We start from the raw sequence: 26,325 nt of genomic DNA on the forward strand, positions 1-26,325 counted from the left end.
CATGAACGCACCTTGGAAACCGGGGATCGCCGGAACGCGTGATCCCTTCCACGCCTTCGTCTGCGACGATCATAGTTTCGACCTGCTCCGCAGCGTAGCCGCCGAACTGGGCTGGGCGCCCGAAAAGGTCGCGAAGGGCGGCATGCGTAACGCTGTCCAGAGCCTGTCGATCAGCGCGTCCCCGCAAATTCTGTTCATCGACATGTCGGAAAGTGGCGATCCGCTGAACGACATCAACAGCCTTGCCGAAGTGTGCGAGCCGGGCACGGTCGTGATCGCGGCAGGCCAAGTGAATGACGTCCGCCTGTATCGCGACCTCATCTCCAGCGGCATTCAGGACTATCTGCTCAAACCCTTTGGCGCGGACCAGTTGCGCGATGCTCTGGTACAGGCACAGGCCGTTTTCCTGTCGCCGCGCGTCGAAGCGAGCACCGAACATCCGCATATGACCACGGCGGTCATCGGCACACGCGGCGGTGCGGGCGCCTCCTCGCTGGCGACCTCGCTGGCCTGGATGCTGAGCGAAAAGAAGAAGCGACCCACCGCCCTCCTCGATCTGGACATCCATTTCGGCACCAATGCGCTGGCGATGGATCTGGAGCCGGGCCGCGGCCTGACTGACGCGATCGAAAACCCAAGCCGCATCGACGGACTGTTCATCGAGCGCGCGATGGTGCGCGCCAGCGACACGTTGGCGATCCTGTCGGCCGAAGCGCCGATCAGCCAGCCGATGTTGACGGATGGCGGGGCCTTCTATCAACTGCTGGAGGAATTCCGCGCCGCCTTTGAATGCAGCGTCGTCGACCTGCCGCGCGGCATGCTGATCCAGCATCCGCATCTGATGGCCGATGTGAACGTCACAGTGGTCGTCACCGAACTGACGCTGGCGGCCGCGCGCGATTCGATCCGCCTTCTCTCCTGGCTCAAGTCCAACGCACCCCAGTCGCGCGTGATCGTGGTCGCCAATCAGGTCCACAGCAATACGGTCGAAATCACCCGCAAGGATTTTGAACAGTCGATCGAACGCAAGATCGATGTCCTGATCCCTTTCGACCAGCGCATTGCCGCGCAGGCCGCAAAACTGGGCAAGACGCTGGCCGACGCCGCCAAGGGCAGCAAGGTTGCCGCTGCCTGCACCCTGATGATGGAGCAGGTACTGGGCGCCGCGGCCGAGGATAGCGACGAGGCGAACGGCAAGAGTACCGGCAAGCGCGGCGATTCCCTGATGGGCAAGATCGGCGGCCTCAAGGGTCTGGTGGCCTCTCGCCGCAAGGACAAGGCCGGTTCGGTCAACGCCTGATGCAAATGCGGCCGGAATATGGGCCAGAACAAGTGACGGGGTTGGGCTGACATGGACGGCAAGATCATCCTGATGGCAATATTGCTGACCACCCTTTTGGGTATGGCAGTCATGGCCTTTGCCGGTCCCTCACCGGACAAGGCGAGCAAGCGGCGTCTGGCGACCATTCGTGGCCGCCACAGCGATTCAGCCGAATCGATTCTGGAAGCGCGGATGCGCAAGGCGATTTCCAATCGCTCGACCACCGCTGACATGAAAATGCTGACGTCGCTGATCCCGAACCCGGAAATGCTGACCAAGCGCCTGAAGATGACAGGCAAGAAATGGACGCTGAACGGCTATATGATCAGCTGTGCGTGCATCGCGCTGGGCTTGACCGCCCTGCTGATGTTGCGCGGCTTTCCGCCGCTGCTGGCCGCCTTTGTTGGACTGGCCGCCGGCCTTGGCCTGCCGCACTGGTGGGTCGGGCGAACGATAGCCAAGCGCGTGCAGAAGTTCACCGCGAAATTCCCCGATGCGCTGGAATTGCTGACGCGCGGCCTGCGCTCTGGCCTGCCCATTGCTGAGACGCTGGGTATCGTATCCTCAGAAATCCCCGGTCCCGTCGGGGAAGAGTTCAAGCTGATTACCGAGCGCATCAAGATTGGCAGGACGATGGATCAGGCGTTGCAGGAAACCGCAGATCGCCTGGGCACAGCGGAATTTCAGTTCTTCGTCATCACACTGTCGATCCAGCGCGAAACGGGCGGCAACCTGGCCGAGACACTTTCAAACCTTGCCACCGTGCTGCGCCAACGCGCGCAGATGAAGCTCAAGATCCGCGCCATGTCGTCGGAATCCAAGGCGTCGGCCTATATTATTGGCGCTCTGCCGCCGTTGGTGTTCGTGATGATCTGCTACATCAATTTCAACTATATGGCTCCGTTCTTCACCCCCGACCCTGCGGGCCTTTTCGGCCTGTCGCTCATGCAGGTGATTGGCATTGGCGGCATGTGCTGGATGGGCATTGGCGCCTTCATCATGGCGCAAATGGTCAACTTCGAAATCTAAGGGGCAGGACAGGACGATGAACGCAGCACCTCACCCCGGATCGACCCTGTTCGGCCTGTCGGCGACCGATGTCGGTACGCTATTGGCCGCACTCGCCACTTTTGCCGTACTCTTCGCACTCTATGCGATCATGACCGTGCGCGATCCGATGGCCAAGCGGGTCAAGGCACTCAATGAGCGCCGCGAACAGCTCAAGGCGGGCATTACAGCCTCTACCGCCAAGCGCCGCGCCAAGCTGGTCAGGAAGAACCAGACCACCGACCAGATGCGATCCTTCCTGTCCAGCCTCAAAATATTGCAGGACGATCAGTTGAAGGACGCACAGATTCGCCTGTCGCAGGCGGGTATCCGGTCGAAGGACTGGGCCGTGGCTGTCATCTTTGGCCGCATGGTCCTGCCGATTGTGGTCGGCGGATTCGCCGCCATCATGCTCTATGGCGTGGGGGCGTTCCCGGAATGGGGCGGCATGAAGCGTTTCATGGCCTTCACCGTTGCGCTGCTGCTGTCCTATAAAGCGCCCGACATATTCATCAACAACAAGGTGCAGAAGCGGTCCGCCGCAATCCGCAAGGGCCTGCCCGATGCGCTCGATCTGCTGGTCATCTGCGCCGAAGCCGGCCTGACGGTCGATGCCGCCTTCAACCGCGTCGCCCGCGAATTGGGGCGCGCCTATCCTGAGCTGGGCGACGAGTTTCAGTTGACGGCGATTGAACTCAGCTTCCTGACCGAGCGCCGCATGGCGTTCGAAAATCTCGCCTCACGCGTCAAGCTGGACGCGGTCCGGGGCGTGGTCACGACCATGATCCAGACGGAGAAATATGGTACGCCGCTGGCTTCCGCCCTGCGCGTGTTGTCGGCCGAATTCCGCCACGAACGCATGATGCGCGCGGAAGAAAAGGCCGCTCGCCTGCCCGCGATCATGACCGTGCCGCTGATTCTCTTCATCCTGCCGACCCTGTTCGTCGTGATCCTGGGTCCGGCGGCCTGCTCGATCAGCACCGCCTTCTGAAAATTTGCGGTCAGGAGGGCGCGCTGCCGTAGCGGCGCATCCTTCCCACCCTTTTCCGCCGCATTTCGTGCTGGCTGCGGCCCGCCCCCTCTCCTATGCTTATGCTATAACAAGGAGAGGACAGCATCTTGCTCAAGCGCATCGGCACTCGTCTTTTCATGGGTAGCGGCCTTTTCCTGAGCGCCCTGATTGCCGCCACCCCATCACATGCGGCGCAGCCGATCAGCGGGCGCTGGCTCACCGTTGAAGGCAAGGCGATCGTCGAGATCGCATCCTGCGGTAACAGCGTGTGCGGGCGTATCGCCAGGATCGTGAAGCCCACGCCCGGCCGTCCCCACACCGATACCAACAATCCTGATCCCAAACTGCGCAACAAGCCGCTGGAAGGGCTGGCCATCCTCAGCAGCTTCAGCGACGCGGGCGCGCATTGGAAAGGGACGATCTACGATCCCGAAAGTGGCAAAAGCTATAACAGCAAGGTCAGCCGCAATGGCGACGGCACACTGAAGGTACAGGGCTGCATCGCCTTCTTCTGCAAGACCCAGACCTGGACCCCGATGAAATAAGGGCGCTCAGCGAGTGGTTGGGAATTGGGCAAAATCGGGACGCGTCCAGCGCCCAAAAGCACAGTCAGACCGACCGGCAGCCATTCTCAAACACTCTTTCACTCGCTCAGGATGAAGGCAGCCCCTGCCTTGGCATGGATGGACGTGCAATCATAGATCGGCAGCACATTCGCCTTCACGTCCACGATCATCTCCAGTTCGGTGCAGGCAAGGACCACCGCCTGGACATCTTCCTTGGCGATATCGGTCATTTCCGATTTCATGAAGCGTTCGGACTCGCGGCTCACCTTGCCCACAGCCAGTTCATCATAAACAATGCGGTCGATCCGATCGGCCAGATCCATGTCGGCAGGCAACAAAGAGATGCCGTGCCCAACCAGCCGCTGGCGGTAGAATTTTTCCTTCATCACATTACCTGTGCCGATAAGGGCGGCTTTCTCAACACCCTCGGCCTTCATCTTCTGCCCCACCAGGTCGGCAATGTGGAGGATAGGAACCTCAACGGCGGCCTGAACCTGTTCGTAGATGCGGTGCATGCTGTTGGCGCAGATCAGCAGGCATTTCGCTCCCGCCTGCTCCAGCCGCTGGGCCGCGCCGATCAGTTGCCCGGATGCGCAATCCCAGTCGTCCTGCGTGGCGCAGCGCGCAACTTCGGCAAAGTTAAGGCTCTCGATCAGCAAAGGCGCGCTGTTCTGCCCACCTTTGGTGCGGTGCACGGTCTGGTTGATGATCTCATAGTAGCGGGCGGTGGACGTCCAGCTAAGACCGCCGATCAGACCAAGTTTATGCATCGAAACCCCTGAAACCTTCACATATGGAAAGGGACGGTCAGGCAGGATGCCCAACCGTCCCTTAAAGAGTTAGGGGAAGCGGCCCCCAAAGGTCAAAGCCTAATGGGCCAGACCCTTGACGATTTCCTCGACCATCTTCTTTGCGTCGGCCAGAAGCATCATGGTGTTGTCCATGTAGAAGACCTCGTTATCGACGCCGGCATAGCCCGCGCCGCCCATGGAGCGCTTCACGAACAGCACCGATTTGGCGTTGGCGACGTCCAGGATCGGCATGCCATAGATGGGCGAGGTCTTGTCGGTCTTCGCCGCCGGATTGGTCACATCGTTGGCCCCGATGACGAAGGCGACGTCGGCCTGACCGAACTCGCCGTTGATGTCCTCCAGCTCGAACACCTCGTCATAGGAGACATTGGCTTCGGCCAGCAGCACGTTCATGTGACCCGGCATACGGCCTGCGACCGGATGGATCGCGTACTTGACCTTGACGCCTTCCTTCTTGAGCAGGTCGCCCATCTCACGCAGCGCGTGCTGCGCCTGGCTGACGGCCATGCCGTAACCCGGCACGATGATGACGCTGTCGGCCTGCTTCATCAGGAACGCGGCGTCCTCGGCAGAGCCACGCTTGTAGGGACGATCGATGACCGGACCGCCTGCACCGGACGGACCGGATTCCGCGCCGAAGCCGCCTGCGATAACGCTGATGAAACTGCGGTTCATCGCCTTGCACATGATGTAGGACAGGATCGCGCCCGACGAACCGACCAGTGCTCCGGTGATGATCATCGCGCTGTTGCCCAGCGTGAAGCCCATCGCCGCAGCCGCCCAGCCCGAATAGCTGTTCAGCATCGACACGACGACCGGCATGTCCGCGCCGCCGATGGGGATGATCAGCAGGAAGCCGATGGCAAAGGACAGGCCGATGACGGTCCAGAACAGCCAGGGCGCGGCCACAGTCGGCGCGGCCATCACATAGAACCAGCCGATGAGAGCCAGAATCGCGACCAGCGTGCCGAGGTTGATGACATGGCGGCCCGGCAGCATGATCGGCTTGCCCGACATGTTGCCGTTGAGCTTCAGGAAGGCGATGACCGAGCCGGAGAAGGTGATCGCGCCGATCGCCACGCCCAGCCCCAGTTCGATGCGGCTGGCATTGTGGATCTCGCCGGTCACACCATCGAGAATGCCGAACGCGCCGGGATTAAGGTACGCGGCAGCACCCACCAACACTGCGGCCATGCCGACGAGCGAGTGGAAAGCCGCCACCAGTTGCGGCATGTCCGTCATCGCGATCTTGCGCGCGGTGATGAAGCCGATCACGCCACCGATGGCGATGGCTCCGACAATCTCCGGCAGGCTCACCACGTCATGGGTGAAGAGCGTCGTTCCGACCGCGATCGCCATGCCGGCCATGCCGAAGCGATTGCCGGTCCGGCTGGACGCTGGGCTGGAAAGGCCCCGCAACGCGAGGATGAAGAGAATGCCCGCAATCAGATAGGCGAGGGCAACGAAGGGCGGAACACCAGCTACTGCGTCATGCATCACTTGCGTTCCTTCTTCTTGTACATGGCCAGCATGCGCTCGGTCACGGCAAAGCCACCGAAGATGTTGACGCTAGCAAAGACCACGGCCAGCAGGCCCAGATATTTGGCCGCCGCGCTCCCCGCCTCCGCCGAAGCGACCAGCGCGCCGACGATGATGACCGAAGAAATGGCGTTGGTGACGGCCATCAAAGGCGTGTGCAGCGCAGGCGTGACCGACCACACCACATAATAGCCGACGAAACACGCCAGCACGAAAACCGATAGGATGGAAATAAAGTCCATCGTTCCTACTCCCCGTTCATCCCGAATTGGCTGCGGGACGTTGGCCTGCCCGTGCATTGCACGAAGCCAAGCATTCCCCTTAGCCGAGCAGCCGCTCGTTCACGACCTTGCCGTCCTGAGTCAGGCGGATGGCGTTACCGATTTCCTCGTCCAGCACCGGCGCATTCTTCTCCTTGTCCCAGAAGGCGGACAGGAAGTTATAGAGGTTGCGCGAGAACAGCGCCGAGGTATCGGCGGCAAGACGCGACGGCACGTTGCGATGGCCGACGATCTTCACGCCATGGCGTTCGACGATCTCGCCCGCGACTGCGCCCTCGACATTGCCGCCCTGCTCGACCGCAAGGTCGACAATGACGCTGCCGGGCTTCATGGACGCGATCTGCGCGTCGCTGATGAGGCGTGGCGCGGGCCGACCGGGGATCAGCGCCGTGGTGATGACGATATCCTGCTTGGCGATATGACTGGAGACGAGTTCGGCCTGCGCGGCCTTATATTCGTCGGACATTTCGGTGGCATAGCCGCCGGTGCCCTCGCCCTCGATGCCTGCGACCTTCTCAACGAAGATTCCCTTGGCGCCGAGCGATTCGATCTGTTCCTTGGTCGCGGCGCGCACATCGGTGGCGGACACCTGCGCGCCCAGACGGCGCGCGGTGGCGATCGCCTGAAGACCCGCGACGCCCACGCCCATGATGAAGACGCGCGCGGCCGAAACCGTGCCAGCCGCTGTCATCATCATCGGAAAAGCGCGGCCATATTCGGACGCGGCGTCCAGCACCGCCTTGTAGCCCGACAGATTCGATTGCGAAGAGAGGATGTCCATCGATTGCGCGCGGGTGATACGCGGCATGAATTCCATCGCCAGCGCCTCAAGACCCGCCGCCGCATAAGCCTCGACGCGTGCGCGCTCTCCGAAGGGATTGAACCCCGCCGCGACCCACGCGCCGGGCTTGGCGCCGGTCAGGCTGGCCGCATCCGGCCCCTGCACGCCCAGCACGATGCCTGCGCCTGCAACGGTCGCCGCGCGGTCGCCCACGGCAGCACCAGCGGCGGCATAGTCCGCGTCGGCGATCGATGCCGCTTGTCCGGCGCCAGCTTCCACAGCGACCTCAGCCCCCAGCGCAATGAACTTCTTCACCGTTTCCGGCGTACCAGCCACCCGCCGCTCACCTGCGGCCTGCTCTTTCATTACTGCTATTTTCATTATCTTTTGCACCCCCTCCGGATCGTCGGCTCAGTTCAGCTGGAGATCAGCAGAACCACCAGCGCGGCAACCGCTATGGAAGCAATGGTGCCCCATTTCATCACCGACGTGAAACCGGCATAGGTCTGGTTCGCGCTCTTCATATTGCCCTCGGACGCCATATCGTCTGTCCCCTTGCATAAATTTCCGCGCCCCTACTATCGTCAAGCGCCCCCCCCCTCAAGCCCGATGAGTGCAAAGAAAATCTTTTAGATTAAGCGCCTCTTTACCTTGCTTCCCTACACCGGGTGGCCTGTCTGTTTTGAGGGGTGCAAGTGGCGCGGGACGGAATATCCTTGCTGATGTTGATCGATGATGAGCCGGCCCAGCGCCGCCTCGTATCGGCATTGGCGGCACGCGCAGGGTGGCGGACGCTGCTGGCGGGCGATAGTGAAACCGCGATTGCAATGCTCGGCACGCAAGACGGGATGCAACTGGATGCGGTGCTGCTGGACCAATGGAGCCCGGATTATGACCCCACGCCGCTGATCCTTGAGATTCGTGAACGCCGCCCATCCCTGCCGATCCTGGTGCTGACGGCGCATAACAGTGTTGCCGTCGCGGTGGCGGCGATGCGGGCCGGAGCGACCGACTATCTGGCCAAGCCCATCGCTCCTGACCGGTTGCTCGCAGCGCTCGCCGCGACTCAGGCCGATGCCGGCGCGACCGGCGAACTGCGCCCCCTGACCGAGAAGATCAGCGCCCCCCTGTCCTTCGAGGATGTGGTGGGGTCCGCGCCCCAGTTCCGCGCGGCGCTCGCCATCGCGGCCAAGGCAGCCCGCGCCCGTGTCCCCGTGCTGGTCGAAGGCGAAAGCGGCGTCGGCAAGGATGTGATCGCCCGCGCCATCCACGCGGCCTCCCCCCGGCACAAACAGCCGATGGTGACGGTCAATTGCGGGGCCATTCCTACAAATCTGGTCGAATCGGAGCTGTTTGGGCATGAACGCGGCGCTTTCACCGGCGCGTTCGACCGGCATGTCGGCAAGTTTGTGGGCGCGGACATGGGCACGATCTTCCTCGACGAAATCAGCGAAATGCCGCTGGACGCGCAGGTCAAGCTGCTGCGGGTGTTGCAGGATGGCGAAGTCCAGCCGGTCGGCGCGCGCGCGCCGGTCCATGTCGATGTGCGGGTGATCGCTGCCACCAATAAGCGATTGCTGGAAGAGGTAGAGGCCGGGCGGTTTCGCGAGGACCTCTATTATCGCCTCAACGTCGTGCAACTGACCGTGCCGCCCCTGCGTGAGCGGATGGGCGACGTGCCCGCCCTCTCCCGCCATCTGCTGGCGCGGATCGCCGCTCAGCCGGGCTTACGCAGCCTGGGCCTGACCGGCGATGCGCTGGCGCTGTTGATGCAGCATGACTGGCCAGGCAATGTCCGCCAACTCCAGAACGCCCTGTTCCGCGCCGCCGTGCTGTGCGACGGCGACGCCCTCACCCCGCTCGACTTTCCACAAATCGCATCTCAGATCGCGTCCCGGCGCGCCATGGGCGCCGCGCGCGCCGATGCGACGCACCCCAATGAGGACGCCGCAGGCATTACCCTGTTCGAAGGCAATGGGCATGTGCGCCAGTTGGCGGAGATTGAAGCGGATGTGATCCGCCTGGCGATCGGCCACTATCGCGGACGCATGACCGAAGTCGCCCGAAGGCTGGGTATCGGCCGCTCGACTCTCTACCGCAAGCTCGCGGAACTGGGCATCGACAATGCAGCATAAGGGTGTGACCGCCTGATACTAGGGGCGGACTATCGTATGTTCATGTGCCTGCCTTGTTGAATATCCCTGCCGCCTATGCTTTGGAGCGGGAATGAGAAAATTGCTCCCCGTCGCCTTTGCCTCCCTTGCACTGCTTGCCGCCTGCGGCCGACAGGAACCGGTAGACGACCTGCCGAGCCAGGACGAGCTGGCAGCGGTCGCCAATGCCGCCGCCGCAAACGCCGCGGCCGCAACAGACGCGCAGAAGACGGAGGACAATCGCAACTACGTCAATCTGGCGCATGGCTTCTCCATCACCTTCCCCGAAGGCTGGACAAAGGACACCGCCGCCAGCACCGCCGAAGGTGCCGTCTATCAGGACCCAGGCGCAGGCGCGGACGTCCGCGCCATCTGGCAACGCAACGCCAACGACCAGGACTTGCAACAGATCGTTGCAGCCGTGAGCAGCGGATCGGACTCGGTCGATGGCGATTTCGTCGGCGACAATGAATATCGCGGCACGGCCACCGATGGCGAGGGCAATGGCGTCGAAGTCCGCCTGCTCAAGCAACCCGATGGGTCGATCGTGACGGCCACCTTCGTTTATCCCGAAATGCTGGGCGAGCAATATAAGCCGATCGCCAAGACCGTACTCGACAGCCTGCGGACCTTCGCGCCGGAGGCAGAGGCCGGCACCCCGACGGCGGCCGTCGCGAACAGCACCGATTGAACGGGGCTTTCCGATCAGAATGGTAGCCCACTAGTCATTCTATATAGACCCTGCGACTTAGTTCCGATGCCCGGAGCAGGTGCGGGTGATATCCATCCTACCATATCGTTTGCGTCACAATGTCCCGGCGCAGAAGTAGTAGGATATGTCACAGATTTCGAGACTTTTTGCGCGCGCCTACCTGGCTTCATGCCTGGGGCTGGCCACACCCGCCCTGTCGCGGTCAACCGCTGATCGCCCCAAGGGCGACCATCCCGAACGCAATTGCAAACCGGAGCGGGAGATTTGCCCGACCGCATTTTGACCAGATAATGCGCATAGCGGGACAGCACAGGCGGCTGTTCCCGCTAACGCCTCATGCTATTGTCAACGCCGCGTCCTTAAGCCCGCGCCAGACCCGCAGCGCCTGCACGGTTTCGGGCACGTCATGCACCCGAACCATCTGCGCGCCAAGGTCGGCGGCACGAACAGCTAGAGTGATCGAGCCGCCCAAACGCTCTGCCGGGGGCGCTTCGTTGGAGAGAGCGCCGATCATCCGCTTGCGGCTGCCCGCAAACAGAAGGGGGACGCCCAATCCCTGGAATATCGCCAATCGGTTGGTAAGCGCCAAATTGTCGGCAAGCGATTTGCCAAAGCCCAGGCCGGGATCAGCCATGATTCTGTCCCGCGCGATTCCGGCAGACAGGCAGGCGGCGATCCGCCCTTCCAGCGCGTCGAACACGTCAGTCACGGCTTCGACATAGCCTGCATCATTCTCATGCGGATCCTCGCCCGAGGATGGCGCGTGCATCAGGATGACCGGGCATCCCGCCGCCGCAACGACATCCAGACTGCGGGGATCATGCTGGAGCGCGCTCACATCGTTGACGATATGGGCGCCCGCGGCGAGCGCGGCCTCCATCACAGCCGCCCTGCGCGTATCGATGGAAACAGGGATGCCAGCGGCAGCGAGCCGCTCGATCACGGGCACAATGCGAACGATTTCGTCGCCCTCCCACACTTTAGCCGCGCGTGGGCGGGTGGATTCGCCGCCCACGTCGATCAGCGCAGCGCCCGCCGCCGCCATCGCAAAGCCTGCATCGGCAGCGGCCTGCGCGTCGCCAACATGCTTGCCGCCATCGGAAAAGCTGTCGGGCGTCATGTTGAGAATGCCCATGACCTGCGGCCCCTCGAACCGGATCGTGCGTTCGCCCAGTTGGAACGGCGCACGCGGGGCCGAGATGGCGGTCGACAGCGCCTGCGCGCGCGCCGCCAGCGGGTCGGATAGCGCGCCGATCGCGGCATCAAAGTCAGCGACAGGGATCGCCTGCCGGGCCACCCGAACACCACCGCGCATAGCCGTTAGTTCATAACCCTGGAACCACAGCAACCCGTTGCCCAGCCGCGCCACCTGCCCGTCGAGGCCGAAGGGCGAATCCACGAACCATATCGGGCGCAGATAGAGGCGGGCATCGGCGGGGAGGTCGGGAATGATCATCCTGGTGTTCCGTTGGGGTCTGGCCGTTCAGGCTTTGCCTGGCCTTCTTACGGCTCGTTGGCCAGCAAATAGGTCTGGCGCAGCGCGTCGATGGATTTCAGCCCCCCATCCACCTCATAATGCCAGAAGGTCCAGCCATTGCAGGATGGCGCACCCTGAAGCGTGGCGCCCATCTTGTGGATCGACCCTTCGCCGCCCTCGCCCTGCAATGATCCATCGGCGCGCACCACCACCTTCCAGCGGCGTTTCGTGTCCATCAGCGCCGTACCGGGAGCCAGATAACCAGTCTCGACCAGCGTGCCGAATGCAACCTTGGGTTGCTGGCGCGCGGTCTGCATGATGGTGAGCGAGGATTCGTCGAGCGGCAACGCCGCCTCGATCCGCTCCAGTGCGACCTCGATATAGCTTTCCTCGCGCTCGATACCGATCCATTTGCGACCAAGGCGCTTGGCCACCGCACCCGTCGTGCCGGTACCGAAAAAGGGGTCGAGGACAATGTCCCCTGGCTTCGTGCAGGCAAGCAGCACGCGATAAAGCAGCGCTTCGGGCTTTTGCGTCGGGTGCGCCTTGGTCCCGTTGCGCTTTAGCCGCTCCTGCCCGCCGCAGATCGGCAGCACCCAGTCGGAGCGCATCTGCAACTCGTCGTTGAGCGTCTTCATCGCCTTATAGTTGAAGGTGTAGCGCGCATCCTCGCCCTGGCTGGCCCAGATCAGCGTTTCATGCGCGTTGGTGAAGCGGGTGCCCTTGAAATTGGGCATCGGGTTCGACTTGCGCCAGATGACATCGTTGAGAATCCAGAAACCCTCATCCTGCAAGGACGCACCAACACGGAAGATATTATGATAGCTGCCGATCACCCAGATGGTGCCGTCGGGCTTCAGGATGCGGCGCGCCTCCTTGAGCCAGGCGGTGGTGAAGCGGTCATAGGCTGCCAGAGTATCGAACTTGTCCCAGTCATTGTCGACCGCATCGACCCGGCCGCCTTCGGGCCGGAAAAGGTCGCCGCCCAGTTGGAGATTATAGGGCGGATCAGCGAAGATCATGTCGATACAACCGTCCGGCAACTTGGCCATTTCCGAAATACAATCGCCACGCAGCAGCCGATCGGCTTCAATGGCTGGCCGTTCGACCGTCTTTGCCCGGCGCGCCGGTGCTCGTCGCGTAGCGACCCGTTCCATGACACCCATGAACTGCATACCCCCATCTTCTTGTCGAAGATCGGGATGAGTCCTCGGGACTCGCCCGTCAAGATCAGGGGGTTAAGGAACGAGCCTCAAACAAAGGTTAACGCGACAAGGCGTGTGCGGCACAACCACGACATGTTGAGTCGGCTTGACGGGGCGGGACTCAATATCGAGTAGGTGTGACATGCAGGACTCACCTCGAGTCGGTGCCGAGATTTTTTTCGTTAACGCGTCTGATGTCGTTCCAAAGGTCCATGGCTTGACCCATTCATAACCATATGGGTATGTCATTATCATAACCGAATAGGCATGGGAATGCGCGAATGACGAGCGATCTGATTTTCAAGGCATTGGGCGATGGCACCCGGCGGTCGCTGTTCGAACGACTGGCGCGTGAGGGCGAGCATAGCGTCCATGCTCTTACCGCCTTGGCAGGTGTGTCACAGCCGATGGTATCGCGCCATCTGGGACAACTGAAGCGTGCCGGTCTTGTTACCAGTCGCCGTGCAGGCCGCGAGACATTCTACGCAGCACGGACCAAGGGGATTGGGCCGGTGGTCGAGTGGATGGCGCTCTATGGCGCACTCTGGTCTCAGCGGTTTGTCGCCCTGGAGAAGCTGGCGGAACGGCAGCGATAGATCGAGCGAAGAAATACTGCTCTTTTACATCCGTGCAATAGAATGTCGGAATATCTTTTTTCCACGTAGTATTATTACGCTTCCGAATCTATAAACGAAATGTTAATGGCCCGCGGTCCTTAATGCCCGACAGCAATCGAGGATACGCCCCTCATCTCATTCCCTTGCGATGAGGGGCGGCTTTCCACAAAATGATGACATTGTGATGATGGCGCGTTTTCGCGGCGGCTGGAATTACCTGCCCAGTATAAACTGAAGATTAGCCAAGCTTAAGATGGAAGCAGAGGGACACATCCTCCTCTGCATGGTCGCATCAGTCGGCGGGTCGTGATGCTTTTTCCGTGAGGCCCGAAACCCCCTCGCGCCGATCCAGTTCATCCAGCACGTCGTCCAGCGACACGCCGGTATCGGTCAGCAGCAAGATCAGGTGAAAGAGCAGATCGGCGGCCTCGCCCGTCGTCTCGGCAATGTCGCCCGATAGCGCGGCGATAACAGTCTCGACCGCCTCTTCGCCCACCTTCTGCGCGATCTTTCCCCGGCCGCGCGCGCTCAGCTTTGCAACGTAGGATTGCGACGGATCGGCAGCGCGGCGCTGGCGGATCGTCTGTTCGAGCTGGTGAAGGGTGGCGCGCATGGCGCCTTCAAGCGCCACGCGGGCCACCCGTCAACCTAAAAGCACTTATTTCCGCTTGGCGCGCGCACGGAACATCCGCACGCCGATGACCGCAATGCCCATGGCGAACAGGCCCATCTGCTCCGGCTCTGGCACCGGGGTCGCCCCGCCAGTCGAACCCCCGCCGGAACTGCTGGTCGAACCACCCGTGCTGGTGCCACCGCTGCTGGAGCCACCACATTTGCCAAACCAGCACCAGGTCGCCTGCGCCGGCGTAGCCGCGCCGATCAGCGTTGCAGCACCCATTGCCAGAAACAGTTTGTTCACGTTCATTTCCATCACCCCATGTTGGTTGAAACAGACGTAAGCTATGGGTGCAGGGGGCGTGCCAAAGCGCCAAGGGCACGGCAGACAACTGCGCGCGATGGTTAATGCCCGGCGAGCAGATATGGTTACTGTAAGGTAAATCGACGCTTTCGCATCAATCGGCGTTCAGCCCGCGCGCACAGACACGCCGGCGGCCGCCAGCGCCCGATGCGCCTCAGCAATGCTGTGTTGACCAAAATGAAATATGGAGGCTGCCAGCACGGCGCTGGCGTGCCCCTCGATCACGCCTGCCACCAGATGGTCGAGCATGCCCACGCCGCCGCTGGCGATGACTGGCACGGAAACGGCATCGGCGATGGTGCGGGTCAGCGCAAGGTCATAACCTGCGCGCGTACCATCCCCATCCATGGAGGTGACAAGCAGTTCGCCCGCACCCAGCTCCGCCAGCCGCAGCGCATGGGCCAACGCATCGATACCGGTGGGCTTGCGCCCGCCATGGGTGAAGATTTCCCAGCGGCCTTCGCCAACCTTGCGGGCATCGACCGATCCGACGATGCACTGGCTGCCGAAGCGATCGGCGATGTCCGCGACCAGTTCGGGCCGGGCGACGGCGGCGCTGTTGACCGCCACCTTGTCGGCCCCCGCGAGCAGCAGCGCGCGTGCATCTTCCGGGCTGCGGACGCCGCCACCGACTGTCACCGGCATGAAGCAGACCTCCGCCGTGCGGCGCACGACGTCCAGGATCGTGCCGCGCGCCTCATGCGTGGCGGTGATATCAAGGAAGCAGAGTTCGTCCGCTCCAGCCGCGTCATAGAGCTTGGCTTGCTCGACCGGATCACCCGCATCCCGCAGGTCCACGAAATTGACGCCCTTGACCACCCGGCCATTGGCGACATCGAGACAGGGGATGACGCGGGTGCGGACGGTCATGCCGCCGCCTGCGCCACCGCAAGCGCGGTTTTCAGGTCGAGCCGTCCGTCATACAGTGCGCGGCCGGTGATAACGCCTTCAATGCCTTCGTCTGCGTGGAGGCTGAGAATGCGGATGTCCGCGATCCCCGCCACGCCGCCGCTGGCGATCACCGGAATGTCGGTGGCGCGGGCGAGTTCGACGGTTGCGTCGATATTGCAGCCCTTGAGCATGCCGTCGCGCCCGACATCAGTGAACAGCAGGCTGGCGACCCCCGCATCCTCGAACCGGCGGGCGAGGTCGATCACTTCCATGTCGGACTTTTCCGCCCAGCCATCGGTCGCGACGAAGCCGTCCCGCGCATCGACTGCGACGACGATGCCGCCGGGGAAATCACGCGCGGCGGCCTTGACGAAGGCGGGATCTTTCAGCGCCGCCGTACCGATGACGATGCGCGACACGCCCAGATCGAACCAGCGCTCGACAGATTCGCGATTGCGGATGCCACCGCCCAACTGGACATGGCCAGGAAAGCGGCTGACGATCCGCTCGACCGCCTCTGCATTGACGGCATGCCCGGCAAAGCTGCCGTCGAGATCGACGACATGCAGGTGCTGGGCGCCGGCGTCAGCGAACAGCATGGCCTGTGCGGCGGGATCGTCACCATAGACGGTAGCTCGGTCCATATCGCCCTCTGCAAGGCGGACGACCTGTCCCCCTTTAAGGTCGATGGCGGGAAATACGATAAGGCTCATGGCCGCCACTCCAGAAAGCGGGACAGGAAGGAAAGGCCATAGGACTGGCTCTTTTCCGGGTGAAACTGGCAACCGATGATCGTATCGCGCGCGACCGCGGCGACCAGCGGACCGCCATGGTCGGTGACAGCGGCGACATGGGCGGGAGCGGCGACATCGAAATGATAGCTGTGTAGGAAATAAGCCTCGCCTGCCTCCAGCAGCGGCGGCGGCGTGCCGTTGAGGATCACGTCGTTCCAGCCCATATGCGGCACCTTGATGGCGGGATCAGTCCGCTCGATCCGGCGCACAGTGCCCGCTATCCAGCCCAGCCCATCATGCCGCCCAAACTCTTCCCCCGCATCGGCCAGCAATTGCATGCCCACGCACACGCCCAGGAAAGGGACGCCGCGCTTCTGCACGGCCTCGCCCATCGCCTCGACCATGCCGGGGATCGCGACCAGTGCATCGCGACAGGCGCGGAAGGCGCCGACACCGGGCAGGACGATGCGGTCGGCCCGGCGCACCATATCGGCGTCGGCGGTGATCGTCACATCGCTCGTCCCCGCTTTACACAACGCATTATGCACCGAGTGGAGATTGCCCGCGCCATAGTCGATCAGGGCAATCACGGGGCAAGGCTTTCAAGCATGACGTCGGGCGCAGCGCGGCTGGGCACGAATTCGGTGATCTCGAAATCAGCGACGCCGTGGACGACGAACGGATCCGTCGCGGCCTTTTGCGTCACCATGTCCCGCTCACCGCGCGCGATCAGGATACCACCGGTGCGCGGCTCCTTGCGCCCCGCCATCAACAGCCATCCATCGGCCAATCCCTGGTTCAGCCACGCCACATGCGCGTCCAGATGGCAGTCCACCATCTCGATCGGTACTTTGTAGGTCAGCGAAATGATGAACATGATCGTGATTCCCGAAAGCCCGCCGACGAAGCCAAATTACAGGATACCCTTGGTCGAGGGAATGGCGTCGGCCTTGCGCGGGTCGATCTCGATCGCTTCGCGCAGCGCACGAGCCAGACCCTTGAAGCAGCTTTCGACGATATGATGATTATTGCTGCCATAGAGATTTTCGACGTGCAGCGTGATCCCGGCGCTCTGGGCAAAGCTCTGGAACCAGTGCTCGATCATTTCAGTATCCCATTCGCCCAGCCGCTGAACGGTGAAGGGCACCTTGAACACCAGCCAGGGACGGCCGGACATATCGAGCGATACGCGCGTCAGCGTCTCATCCATCGGCGCATGGGCCGTACCAAAACGGCTGATGCCGCGCTTGTCGCCCAGCGCCTTGGCCAGCGCTTCGCCGATCGCGATGGCGGTATCCTCGGTCGTGTGATGCTGGTCGACATGCAGGTCGCCGACGGTCTTGACGGTCATGTCGATCAGCGAATGCCGCGACAGTTGCTCGATCATATGATCGAGGAAGCCGATGCCCGTAGAAACACTATAGATGCCGGTGCCGTCGAGATTGACGGTGACGTCGATCGAGGTTTCCGCCGTGTGGCGGTGGATGTCCGCTGTTCGCATGGCTTGGCCCTATAGCGGCTAATATGGCGCATGCAATGCATCGCAGGGCTTCCATGATAACCGCGCACTCTTGACCCGCCGCATAGCCTCGTTAGGAAGATGCCGGATGAGTGAAGACCTGCCCGATAGCCTGATTCCCTATGACGAGATCGTCCAGGAGGCCCTGCGCGCTGTCGTCGGCCGGGTGTTGGGCGAAGTCGCGACCACCGGCGGACTGCCCGGCGGCCATCATTTCTACATCACTTTCAAGACCCACGCGACCGGCGTTGACATTCCACGCCACCTGTCGGAGCGTTTTCCCGACGAGATGACGATCGTCCTCCAGAACAAATTCTGGGATCTGAAAGTCAACGATACATGGTTCGAGGTCAGCCTGACCTTCAATCAGGTGGGCGCGCATCTGGTGATCCCCTTTGCCGCGATCACTGCCTTTGTCGATCCGGCAGTCAATTTCGCGTTGCAATTCCAGGCACAGGCCGACGACGAATTGCTCGAACCGCATGAGGCGGCCGAAAATGACACGCCGCTGGTCACAAGCGAAGACGGCTCCAATGTCGTCACGGTGGATTTCGGCAAGAAGAAATAAGGGCTGGCAGGACCACCTGCCCCTCCCCACATCTGCGTCATCCTACGTCCAGGAGCGCATATGACCGATACCCGCACAGAAACCGACAGCATTGGCGCCATAGAGGTGCCTGCCGACGCCTATTGGGGAGCGCAAACCCAGCGCAGCATCGAGAATTTTCCCTTCGGTGTCACCGAGCATATGCCGATAGGCATCGTCCATGCGCTCGCCATCGTCAAACAGGCAGCGGCGCGGGTGAATCGCGCGCACGGGCTGGAGGCGGGCCTTGCCGACGCGATCGAAGCGGCGGCGACGGAAATAGTCGCGGGCGACCATGACGACCAATTCCCGCTGGTCATCTGGCAAACGGGCAGCGGCACCCAGTCCAACATGAACGCCAATGAAGTGATTGCAGGACGCGCCAATGAAATGCTGGCAGGTACGCGGGGCGGCAAATCGCCCATCCATCCCAATGATCATGTGAATATGGGTCAGTCGTCCAACGACAGCTTTCCCACCGCCCTGCACATCGCCGCCGCCCGCGCCGCGCACGACGCACTATTTCCGGCACTGGACCGACTGCACGATGCGCTGGACGCCAAGGCGAAGGCGTGGGCGCATATCGTCAAGATCGGCCGCACCCATTTGCAGGACGCGACACCGCTGACGCTGGGGCAGGAATTTTCAGGCTACGCGCATCAAATCTATCGAGCGCGCAAGCGGATCGAGCCTGCCGTCGATCACGGTATGATGGCGCTGGCGCAGGGCGGCACGGCGGTCGGCACCGGCCTTAATGCGCCCGAGGGGTTCGACGTGGCCGTGGCGAAGGCGATAGCGGATCTGACCGCCCTGCCCTTCCGCACCGCCGACAATAAGTTCGAGGCGCTGGCATCGAACGATCCCCTGGTCCACCTGTCGGGCACGCTGAACGCACTTGCCGTCTCGCTGACCAAGATCGCCAATGATATCCGCCTGCTGGGGTCCGGCCCGCGATCGGGCCTGGGCGAACTTGACCTGCCCGCCAACGAACCGGGCAGTTCGATCATGCCGGGCAAGGTCAATCCGACTCAATGCGAAATGCTGACCATGGTTGCGGCCCAGGTAATCGGCAACCATCAGGCCGTGACCGTAGGCGGCTTACAGGGGCATCTGGAACTCAACGTGTTCAAGCCGATGATCGGCGCGGCGGTGCTGCGTTCGCTTCACTTGCTCAGCGTGGGCATGGACAGCTTTACCGAGCGCTGCGTCGAGGGGCTGGAAGCGAATGAAACGCGGATCGCCGACCTGCTTGATCGCTCATTGATGCTGGTGACGGCGCTCGCGCCGGAGATTGGCTATGACAATGCCGCCAAGATCGCAAAACATGCGCATATCAAGGGGCTGACACTACGCGAAGCGGGACTGGAACTGGGGCTGGTGGATGCTGCGACTTTCGACCGGCTGGTGCGTCCGGAAAATATGGTGTGATGCAGATCAGCATGGCGGAACCTGAGGCCTTTCGATACATTCTCACAGGATGAAGAAAAAAGCCCCCTCTGCTCCGCTCGTTACCATCCGGCCGCCGAAAAAAGCGGGGCTGCTGCGAAAGGCTGCCCGTATCGGCGCCACGCTGGTGGCAACGCGCGTCGCGGCCTCCACGGGCAAGAAGGGTGCGATTGGATTGCTGGCTGGTATGGGCGCAAAGCGAATCATCACGCGCTATCCCGTGGGGGCGCTGGTGGTCAGCGGCGCCTATCTCGCCGGAACACTGTTTGAAACCAAGCGCGAGTTGGACCGAAAGAAGGCCGCCAAGCTGTTGCCCGATCGCAGCGCCACAACCGTCCGCATAGAGGATGCACGAGCGCGCAAGGCCAGGATCAAGGGCTGACACCTCCCGACGCTACCCTCTTGGCGATGTCCTGTACTGCGGCTACCCTCGTGCCATGCACTTTTTCTCCGACAATGCGACACCGATCTGCCCGCAGGTGATGGCCGCGATCGCCGCCGCCGATCAGGCCGACCATGGCTATGATGGCGACGCCTGGAGCGCGCGGCTGGACGCGGCCTTTTCGACATTGTTCGAAACGCCCGTCAGCGCGTTGTGGGTCGCGACCGGAACAGCCGCCAATTGCATCGCGCTCGCCACGCTCTGCCCGCCTTATGGTGGCATAATTTGCCATGAGGAAGCGCATGTGGAGGTGGACGAAGGTGGCGCGCCGGGCTTCTTCACCCATGGCGCAAAGCTGATGCCGCTGCCCGGCGATGGGGCGAAACTGACCCCCGCAACGATTGCGGCGAAGCTGGCGACGATCCGCAACGATGTGCATCAGGTGCCAGTCCGCACGCTCACCATCACCAATGCGACCGAATATGGGCTGGTTTACACCCCGGATGAGGTCGCGGCGCTGGGCGCGGTTGCGAAGGCTTATGACCTTGGCTTCCACATGGATGGCGCGCGTTTCGCCAATGCGGTCGCGCATCTGGGCTGCCGTCCGGCCGACCTGACATGGCGCGCAGGCGTGGACGCTCTGTCCTTCGGCTGCGTCAAGAATGGCGGGATGGTGGGCGAGGCACTGTTGTTCTTCGGTCCACAGGCCCCAGCGCGCACGGAGGAGGCACGCCGCTGGCGCAAGCGGTCGGGGCATCTTTTCTCCAAGGGCCGCTATCTCGCCGCTCAGATATTGGCGCTGCTGGACCATGACTTGTGGATCGCCAATGCCGCCGCCGCCAATGCCGCCGCGCAGGCGCTGGCGCAGGCGATTCCCGGCAGGTTGATACACCCCGTACAGGCGAATGAGCTATTCATACGCCTGTCCACCGACGAAGCGGCGACACTGCGCGCGCAAAGCTTCGACTTTTACGACTGGGGCACCGGCGCCGCGCGGCTTGTCACCAACTGGAGCCAGAGGCCAGAGCATGTCGCGCCGCTGGCCGACGCGCTGGTCCCACTCGCCCGTGGATAGTACGGGCGCGGTTCAGGCGTCCGCGCCCCGCTCCTCCGCCACCACGGTCCGGCGCACGCGATGGGGCGCCATGTCGTCGATGCGGCTGCTGATCTGGTTTTCCGCCTTGGCCTGACGGACATTGCTGCCCGCCGGAATGCTGTGGGTCAGCCATACATTGCCGCCGATTACCGACCCCCGACCGATGATGATCCGCCCCAGCACCGTCGCACCGGAATAGATGATGACATCATCCTCCAGCACGGGATGGCGCGGTTCGGCCTTTTCCAGCTTGCCCTGCTCGTCCACCGTGAAGCTGCGCGCGCCCAGCGTGACACCCTGATACAGCCGCACCCGATTGCCGATGATCGCGGTTTCGCCGATGACGACGCCGGTTCCATGATCGATGAAGAAACGCTCGCCAATGATGGCGCCGGGGTGGATGTCGATCCCGGTCTTGGAATGCGCCACTTCGGAGATGATCCGTGCCACCAACGGCGCGCCCAGACCGTGCAACTCATGCGCCAGACGATGGTGGATGATGGCAAGGATGGAGGGATAGCAGATCAACACCTCGTCCACGCTGCGTGCGGCAGGATCGCCCTCGAAGGCAGCCTCCACATCGGTGTCGAGCAGGACGCGCAGATCGGGCAGGCGCGAGGAGAAGGCACCGATGATCCGCGCGGCCTCGGCATCCAGTTCCTCCGCACTATTGTCCGGCCGGGCGTAATAGAGTTCCAGCCGAATCTGACCGTACAGGCGGCTGAGCGACGTCTGGAGCGTTTCAGCGACGAAGGCATCCTCATTGTCGATCCGCACAAAGCTGGGGCCCAGGCGCAACGGGAACAGCGCCCCGCACAGCGACATCATGATCTTCGTAATGTCCCCCCGCGAGGGGAAGCCCGCGCCGCCATATTCGGTATGATGGCTCTGCCCCTGCCGCCAGCGCGTCCGCGCTGCGGCGAGGCCCTGAACGAGCCGGTCGATATCCCAATAATGCCCCTCCGTAAGGGGGTCTGTCCGTTCGTCGCTCATAAGCCTGTCACATACATGGTTGATCCGTGACCCTGGCTTAGCGGGCGAGCGGCTGCGGGCTAAACGAGTTTTCCTTGTCCACCTTGCTGTTTCTCTTTTCCGTCCATCCGATCGCCATGATAGGCACTGGGCCAGACGAAAGACCAAGCCAAGGGGAACACCATGCGCACGACCCTCCATCCCTTCCACGCCATGAAGGCGCTGATGCTCGCTGGCTTTCTGTCAGGCAGCGCGCTGGCGCTGGCCGCACCTGCGCCTAGCTTCGACATTGCGCGTGTGCGCGCCGACATCCAGACACTGTCGAGCGACGCCTTTGAAGGGCGCGGTCCGGCCACGGCGGGCGAGAAGAAGACGATCGATTATATCGCCGCGCAGATGAAGGCGGCCGGTGTAAAGCCTGCGGGCGACAAGAGCAGCTATTTCCAGAACGTCCCCCTGCTGCAATCCGACATCGTTGGCACGCCCCGCCTGTCGATGACCATCGGTGGCAAGGCGATACCGCTGGCGCAGGGCGAACAAATCGCCGTGCGCGCCGCCTCGACCGGGCAAGATGCGGTGAAGATCGCGGAGGCGCCGCTGGTGTTTGTCGGCTATGGCGTCAAGGCGCCAGAGCGGAAGTGGGACGATTTCAAGGGCGTGGACCTGAAGGGCAAGATCATGGTCGTGCTGGTCAACGATCCCGATTTCGAGGGCGGCGAAAGCGATTTCGGCGGCAAGCTGATGACCTATTATGGTCGTTGGACCTATAAATATGAGGAAGCCGCGCAACAGGGCGCGGCGGGCGTGCTGGTGATCCACGAAAACGAGCCAGCCTCCTATGGCTGGGCGACGGTCAAGAACAGCAATACCAACACCATGTTCGACATCGTGCGAAAAGATCCCAAGGCTGCCCATACGCAGATGGAAGCCTGGATTCAGCGCGATCTGGCCGCCGAACTGTTCAAGGCGTCGGGCATCGACATCGAGGCCGCAAAGGCCGCCGCACGCAAGGCGGATTTCAAACCCATGCCGCTCAAAGCCACTATGGACGCCGACTATGCGGTGAAGGCGCAGGTCATCACCTCCTACAATGTCGCGGGCATGGTGCCGGGCAAGGGCCACCCAGACGAAACCGTCATCTACTCCGCCCATTGGGACCATCTGGGCGTCGGCCTGCCGGACGCGAAGGGCGACCGCATCTATAATGGCGCAAAAGACAATGCGTCGGGAATCGCCGCGTTGCTGGAATTGGCGCGTACCTTTGCCAAAGGGCCGCAACCCGATCGCACGGTGCTGTTTCTGGCGGTGACGGCAGAGGAAAAGGGTCTGCTGGGCACGGAATATTATGCCGACAATCCGCTACGCCCGCTGGCAAAGACGGTCGGTGTCCTCAACATGGATGGCCCCTTCGGGATTGAGAAGACGACCGATTTCAGCATTTCGGGTAACGCCAAGCTGGACCTGCTCACCATGCTGACGGAAGAAGGCGCCAGGCAGGGCCGCAGCTATACGCCCGATGCACGGCCGGAAGCGGGCAGCTTCTATCGCTCCGACCATTTCCCCTTCGCCAAGCGCGGCGTCCCCGCCATCTCCTTCTCGGCCGGGCGAACGCTGGTCAATGGCGGACAGGTACGGGGCAAGGAATTACAGAATATCTATACGCGCGATCGTTATCACCAGCCCGCCGACGAATATGATCCGTCCTGGAATATGGACAGCGCGCCAGGCGACCTGACGATGCTCTATAATGTCGGGCGTGAACTGGCTGACGGGCGGAGCTGGCCCAACTGGTCGAGCGACAGCGAGTTCCGTGCCGCCCGCGATCAGAGCATGAGCAGCCGTCCATAAGGATCGACAATCATTGAAGTGAAATGCGCCATAAGGCGGGGCTATTCCATGCCCCGCCCATTTCCATCCATCGCCCGAAATCGCCTCCGCACAGCGGATGCCGACGTCTCAAAACTCGCAGCTCTCCCGCATTTCTCCAGACTAGCTTTACGCCTTGTTAGGTCCGAATCTCTAAATGGCGGAACGCCACAAGGAGATTCCGTATGCCGGCCGTCCAGCCATCGCTCACACCAGCAGCAACTGAACCGTTACACCCTGATGCCACGATTGATGCAAGCCGCAACGTAAGCGCCATGCATATGGCGATCGAACAGGGTATGACGCCCGGCCTCGACATCATTGCTCCGCTATCCGGCCTGGACAGGGCCGTCGAAACGGCATCGCGATGGGCAGCCTATCCGGCGCTAGCCATCGCGGCGATCTTCATCGAGAGGCTCTTGAGGACCGCGTTTGCCTGATCCTGCCGTAGATCATCATAAAATTGGCTCAGGTCGCCGGAATAGTCACCGGTTTTGGTTGCAACGCAACATTGAATAGCGTTAGTCAGCAGCATCAAATGCAACCTGCGATACGGAAACCCTCTCACATCTAGAATTTGAGACGTTGAACAACACGCAGACGCTGCCCGGTGCGAGCGGCTGAATCGGTTGGAAAGATGATAAAGATGGACCAATCGCTCCCACACCATTACGAAACCCGATGCATATATGCCGGTTCCGCACACACGATAACATATTGCAATCAGACGATCATTCACTGCATTGAGGGTATAAGGAGGTTCGCTTGTTCCTAACTTCCGGAATGCCCACGACAGAAACAGCCAAACTGTCAACGGCCACTTCAAAGCGTTTGTTTCGGCTTCACAGCTATGTCGGCCTGATGTTGCTCGACTGCGCCTTGATCGTAATGACCTTCCTTGTTGTTGAAGGTCTTGCGGTCAACAGCCTGACAAGCCTCCACGGCGTTAATGTCGCCGCGATGGTCATACTCATCTATCTTTGCATAGCCATAAATGGGCAGGCCTATTCGCTGGAGGCCTTGCAGTTTCCCAATGTTGCGGGCGGAAAAGCCCTGATTCACATGATACTGACGATGCTGGCGTCGCACAGCTTTCTGTACTTCGCCCATGTCGGCGATCAGATTTCCCGCCTGCCGTTCACGATCAGCATCGTAATCAGCGCTTTTCTGCTGGCCGCCGCGCGACGCCCTTATGCCAGCTATGTTCTCAGGATCGCTCGGGGTGATCTCACCAACGATCTGCTCATCAAGGATGGTGTTGCATTTGAGGCTCAGCCCCATGCTCATGTCGTCGATGCGGTGGAAGCCCACCTTCAGCCCGACCTCAACGATCCTTATATGCTGCATCGCCTGGGCTGCTGGCTTCAATCCTTCGATCGCGTAGTAATAGCCTGCCCGGCCGAAAACGCCGCGCAATGGCGTTTGCTGCTTCAGGGCGCGAACATTCAGGGAGAAATCATCATCCCTGGCATCGACCTGAGCGGCGTGATCGGCGTCGGTTCGTTCGAGAATCGCTCGACACAGATCGTTTCCAAAGGCCCTCTCAGCATGGCGAATCGCGCCCAGAAGCGCATTTTCGATCTCGCCATTACTGCGCCCGCGCTCATCCTGCTGGCGCCCCTTATGTTGATCGTGGCGATCGCAATCAAACTGGAAAGCCCTGGCCCCGTCTTCTTCCTGCAGGACCGCGTTGGACGAGGCAACCGGCTATTCAAGATCATGAAGTTTCGGAGCATGCGTGATGATCTGACTGATCATAGCGGCGCGATTTCGGCAAGTCGTGATGACCTTCGCATTACAAAGGTCGGCGCCATCATCCGGCGTACCAGCATTGACGAACTGCCACAGCTCATCAATGTCCTGCGCGGTGACATGAGCCTTGTTGGCCCTCGTCCTCATGCCCTGGGTTCAACGGCTGGCAACAAACCATTTTGGGAAGTCAGCCAGCTTTACTGGTGCCGTCACTCGCTCAAGCCAGGCATAACGGGTCTGGCCCAAGTCAGAGGTTTCCGGGGCGCGACCGAACAAGCACAGGATCTGGAAAACCGCCTGCGTGCCGACCTTGAGTATATCCAGAACTGGTCGTTCATGCGGGAGGTTCTTATTCTGCTGGGCACACTTAGAGTCCTGGTGCACAAGAATGCATTCTGACCATGCTTGCTCGGCATCAATATGACATGGTGAATGAATGCCTGCTGGTGGGCATCTTCCTTCCATAATACGACCGGAGAGATAGTGAATGGATGGCCCGCCGAGGGTTAACAGGCTTTCACGGTATGCAAGTTGGCACGAGCGATAGATGCCTGCACGCTGCTTCGTCACCTCAAGCGA

29 protein-coding genes are annotated in these 26,325 nt (G+C 61.7%); 14 read left to right on the top strand and 15 right to left on the bottom strand.

Annotation, left to right across the window (positions count from 1 at the left end; genetic code table 11):
• The first annotated feature begins 1 nt into the window (after window position 1).
• The 4 genes from WFR25_RS17790 (at window position 2) to WFR25_RS17805 (ending at window position 3,925) form a co-directional block, all read left to right on the top strand.
• Window positions 2–1,300 carry a pilus assembly protein CpaE gene (locus WFR25_RS17790; protein ID WP_336972707.1) on the top strand — a complete coding sequence of 433 codons (1,299 nt, stop codon included), beginning with the start codon at window positions 2–4 and terminating at the stop codon, window positions 1,298–1,300.
• A 51-nt stretch (window positions 1,301–1,351) separates the two neighbouring features.
• Window positions 1,352–2,350, top strand: a complete 999-nt coding sequence (locus WFR25_RS17795; protein WP_336972708.1) for a type II secretion system F family protein — start codon at window positions 1,352–1,354, stop codon at window positions 2,348–2,350.
• A gap of 16 nt (window positions 2,351–2,366) precedes the next feature.
• The gene (locus tag WFR25_RS17800; RefSeq protein ID WP_336972710.1) at window positions 2,367–3,359 is read left to right on the top strand and encodes a type II secretion system F family protein; all 993 of its coding nucleotides are present in this window, start codon (window positions 2,367–2,369) and stop codon (window positions 3,357–3,359) included.
• A gap of 158 nt (window positions 3,360–3,517) precedes the next feature.
• Window positions 3,518–3,925, top strand: a complete 408-nt coding sequence (locus tag WFR25_RS17805; RefSeq protein ID WP_336974959.1) for a DUF2147 domain-containing protein — start codon at window positions 3,518–3,520, stop codon at window positions 3,923–3,925.
• A gap of 98 nt (window positions 3,926–4,023) precedes the next feature.
• Here WFR25_RS17805 and WFR25_RS17810 read toward each other — a convergent pair whose 3' ends face one another.
• The 5 genes from WFR25_RS17810 to WFR25_RS17830 form a co-directional block, all read right to left on the bottom strand.
• Window positions 4,024–4,716: an aspartate/glutamate racemase family protein gene (locus WFR25_RS17810; protein ID WP_336972712.1), complete on the bottom strand. Its 693-nt coding sequence runs from the start codon at window positions 4,714–4,716 to the stop codon at window positions 4,024–4,026.
• 99 nt (window positions 4,717–4,815) lie between these two features.
• Window positions 4,816–6,255: an NAD(P)(+) transhydrogenase (Re/Si-specific) subunit beta gene (locus tag WFR25_RS17815; RefSeq protein WP_336972713.1), complete on the bottom strand. Its 1,440-nt coding sequence runs from the start codon at window positions 6,253–6,255 to the stop codon at window positions 4,816–4,818.
• Window positions 6,255–6,539: a proton-translocating transhydrogenase family protein gene (locus WFR25_RS17820; protein ID WP_006950157.1), complete on the bottom strand. Its 285-nt coding sequence runs from the start codon at window positions 6,537–6,539 to the stop codon at window positions 6,255–6,257. The genes WFR25_RS17815 and WFR25_RS17820 overlap by 1 nt, the downstream gene beginning before the upstream one ends.
• Window positions 6,540–6,618: 79 nt before the next feature.
• The gene (locus tag WFR25_RS17825; protein WP_336972715.1) at window positions 6,619–7,740 is read right to left on the bottom strand and encodes an NAD(P) transhydrogenase subunit alpha; all 1,122 of its coding nucleotides are present in this window, start codon (window positions 7,738–7,740) and stop codon (window positions 6,619–6,621) included.
• A 35-nt stretch (window positions 7,741–7,775) separates the two neighbouring features.
• Window positions 7,776–7,901: an aa3-type cytochrome c oxidase subunit IV gene (locus WFR25_RS17830; RefSeq protein ID WP_336972716.1), complete on the bottom strand. Its 126-nt coding sequence runs from the start codon at window positions 7,899–7,901 to the stop codon at window positions 7,776–7,778.
• A gap of 153 nt (window positions 7,902–8,054) precedes the next feature.
• On the opposite strand from WFR25_RS17830, the gene WFR25_RS17835 reads away from it, so the two are divergent.
• Both WFR25_RS17835 and WFR25_RS17840 read left to right on the top strand, forming a co-directional pair.
• Window positions 8,055–9,494 (top strand): sigma-54-dependent transcriptional regulator, encoded by a 1,440-nt coding sequence (locus tag WFR25_RS17835; protein ID WP_336972717.1) that lies wholly within the window; start codon window positions 8,055–8,057, stop codon window positions 9,492–9,494.
• Between the two features lie 91 nt (window positions 9,495–9,585).
• On the top strand, window positions 9,586–10,203 hold the full coding sequence (locus tag WFR25_RS17840) for a hypothetical protein (RefSeq protein WP_336972719.1): 618 nt from the start codon (window positions 9,586–9,588) through the stop codon (window positions 10,201–10,203).
• Between the two features lie 355 nt (window positions 10,204–10,558).
• Here WFR25_RS17840 and folP read toward each other — a convergent pair whose 3' ends face one another.
• Together folP and WFR25_RS17850 are read right to left on the bottom strand one after the other, a co-directional pair.
• The gene (gene folP / locus WFR25_RS17845; protein WP_336972721.1) at window positions 10,559–11,680 is read right to left on the bottom strand and encodes a dihydropteroate synthase; all 1,122 of its coding nucleotides are present in this window, start codon (window positions 11,678–11,680) and stop codon (window positions 10,559–10,561) included.
• Between the two features lie 47 nt (window positions 11,681–11,727).
• The gene (locus WFR25_RS17850) at window positions 11,728–12,867 is read right to left on the bottom strand and encodes a site-specific DNA-methyltransferase (protein ID WP_336974960.1); all 1,140 of its coding nucleotides are present in this window, start codon (window positions 12,865–12,867) and stop codon (window positions 11,728–11,730) included.
• A 320-nt stretch (window positions 12,868–13,187) separates the two neighbouring features.
• On the opposite strand from WFR25_RS17850, the gene WFR25_RS17855 reads away from it, so the two are divergent.
• Entirely contained in the window at window positions 13,188–13,502 is a 315-nt protein-coding gene (locus WFR25_RS17855; RefSeq protein ID WP_336972723.1) for an ArsR/SmtB family transcription factor, read from the top strand.
• Window positions 13,503–13,815: 313 nt separating this feature from the next.
• Here the strand turns inward: WFR25_RS17855 and WFR25_RS17860 are convergent, their stop codons facing one another.
• The 7 genes from WFR25_RS17860 to hisB all read right to left on the bottom strand — a co-directional run bounded on the left by WFR25_RS17860 (window position 13,816) and on the right by hisB (window position 17,628).
• On the bottom strand, window positions 13,816–14,136 hold the full coding sequence (locus WFR25_RS17860; protein ID WP_336972725.1) for a phosphoribosyl-ATP diphosphatase: 321 nt from the start codon (window positions 14,134–14,136) through the stop codon (window positions 13,816–13,818).
• Window positions 14,137–14,181: 45 nt separating this feature from the next.
• Window positions 14,182–14,448, bottom strand: a complete 267-nt coding sequence (locus WFR25_RS17865) for a PEP-CTERM sorting domain-containing protein (protein WP_336972727.1) — start codon at window positions 14,446–14,448, stop codon at window positions 14,182–14,184.
• Window positions 14,449–14,607: 159 nt separating this feature from the next.
• Complete coding sequence (hisF, locus tag WFR25_RS17870) at window positions 14,608–15,372, bottom strand: imidazole glycerol phosphate synthase subunit HisF (RefSeq protein ID WP_336972728.1); 765 nt, start codon at window positions 15,370–15,372, stop codon at window positions 14,608–14,610.
• A complete protein-coding gene (gene hisA / locus WFR25_RS17875) occupies window positions 15,369–16,106 on the bottom strand; it encodes a 1-(5-phosphoribosyl)-5-[(5-phosphoribosylamino)methylideneamino]imidazole-4-carboxamide isomerase (RefSeq protein ID WP_336972729.1) in 738 nt (245 codons plus the stop codon). The genes hisF and hisA overlap by 4 nt, the downstream gene beginning before the upstream one ends.
• On the bottom strand, window positions 16,103–16,717 hold the full coding sequence (gene hisH, locus WFR25_RS17880; RefSeq protein WP_336972731.1) for an imidazole glycerol phosphate synthase subunit HisH: 615 nt from the start codon (window positions 16,715–16,717) through the stop codon (window positions 16,103–16,105). The genes hisA and hisH overlap by 4 nt, the downstream gene beginning before the upstream one ends.
• Entirely contained in the window at window positions 16,714–17,004 is a 291-nt protein-coding gene (locus WFR25_RS17885) for a YciI family protein (protein ID WP_336972732.1), read from the bottom strand. Before WFR25_RS17885 ends, hisH begins: the two co-directional genes overlap by 4 nt.
• Before the next feature lie 36 nt (window positions 17,005–17,040).
• Window positions 17,041–17,628, bottom strand: a complete 588-nt coding sequence (gene hisB, locus WFR25_RS17890; RefSeq protein ID WP_336972735.1) for an imidazoleglycerol-phosphate dehydratase HisB — start codon at window positions 17,626–17,628, stop codon at window positions 17,041–17,043.
• A gap of 106 nt (window positions 17,629–17,734) precedes the next feature.
• On the opposite strand from hisB, the gene WFR25_RS17895 reads away from it, so the two are divergent.
• The 4 genes from WFR25_RS17895 to WFR25_RS17910 are packed head-to-tail and all read left to right on the top strand — an operon-like array spanning window position 17,735 to window position 21,135.
• Complete coding sequence (locus tag WFR25_RS17895; protein ID WP_336972736.1) at window positions 17,735–18,214, top strand: SspB family protein; 480 nt, start codon at window positions 17,735–17,737, stop codon at window positions 18,212–18,214.
• A gap of 60 nt (window positions 18,215–18,274) precedes the next feature.
• A complete protein-coding gene (gene fumC / locus WFR25_RS17900; RefSeq protein ID WP_336972737.1) occupies window positions 18,275–19,660 on the top strand; it encodes a class II fumarate hydratase in 1,386 nt (461 codons plus the stop codon).
• 49 nt (window positions 19,661–19,709) lie between these two features.
• The gene (locus WFR25_RS17905; protein ID WP_336972739.1) at window positions 19,710–20,060 is read left to right on the top strand and encodes a hypothetical protein; all 351 of its coding nucleotides are present in this window, start codon (window positions 19,710–19,712) and stop codon (window positions 20,058–20,060) included.
• Window positions 20,061–20,115: 55 nt separating this feature from the next.
• A complete protein-coding gene (locus WFR25_RS17910) occupies window positions 20,116–21,135 on the top strand; it encodes a threonine aldolase family protein (protein WP_336972742.1) in 1,020 nt (339 codons plus the stop codon).
• 12 nt (window positions 21,136–21,147) lie between these two features.
• Here WFR25_RS17910 and epsC read toward each other — a convergent pair whose 3' ends face one another.
• Window positions 21,148–22,149 (bottom strand): serine O-acetyltransferase EpsC, encoded by a 1,002-nt coding sequence (gene epsC / locus WFR25_RS17915; protein WP_336972744.1) that lies wholly within the window; start codon window positions 22,147–22,149, stop codon window positions 21,148–21,150.
• Between the two features lie 162 nt (window positions 22,150–22,311).
• Between epsC and WFR25_RS17920 the strand changes: the two genes are divergently transcribed.
• The 3 genes from WFR25_RS17920 (at window position 22,312) to WFR25_RS17930 (ending at window position 26,145) form a co-directional block, all read left to right on the top strand.
• A complete protein-coding gene (locus WFR25_RS17920; protein ID WP_336972746.1) occupies window positions 22,312–23,976 on the top strand; it encodes a M28 family metallopeptidase in 1,665 nt (554 codons plus the stop codon).
• Window positions 23,977–24,179: 203 nt separating this feature from the next.
• Entirely contained in the window at window positions 24,180–24,434 is a 255-nt protein-coding gene (locus WFR25_RS17925; protein WP_336972747.1) for a hypothetical protein, read from the top strand.
• A gap of 343 nt (window positions 24,435–24,777) precedes the next feature.
• Window positions 24,778–26,145, top strand: coding sequence for a sugar transferase (locus WFR25_RS17930; RefSeq protein WP_336972748.1), 1,368 nt, complete (start codon window positions 24,778–24,780; stop codon window positions 26,143–26,145).
• Window positions 26,146–26,325: the final 180 nt, after the last annotated feature.

Source organism: Sphingobium aromaticiconvertens (genome assembly GCF_037154075.1).
Taxonomy (GTDB): domain Bacteria; phylum Pseudomonadota; class Alphaproteobacteria; order Sphingomonadales; family Sphingomonadaceae; genus Sphingobium; species Sphingobium aromaticiconvertens.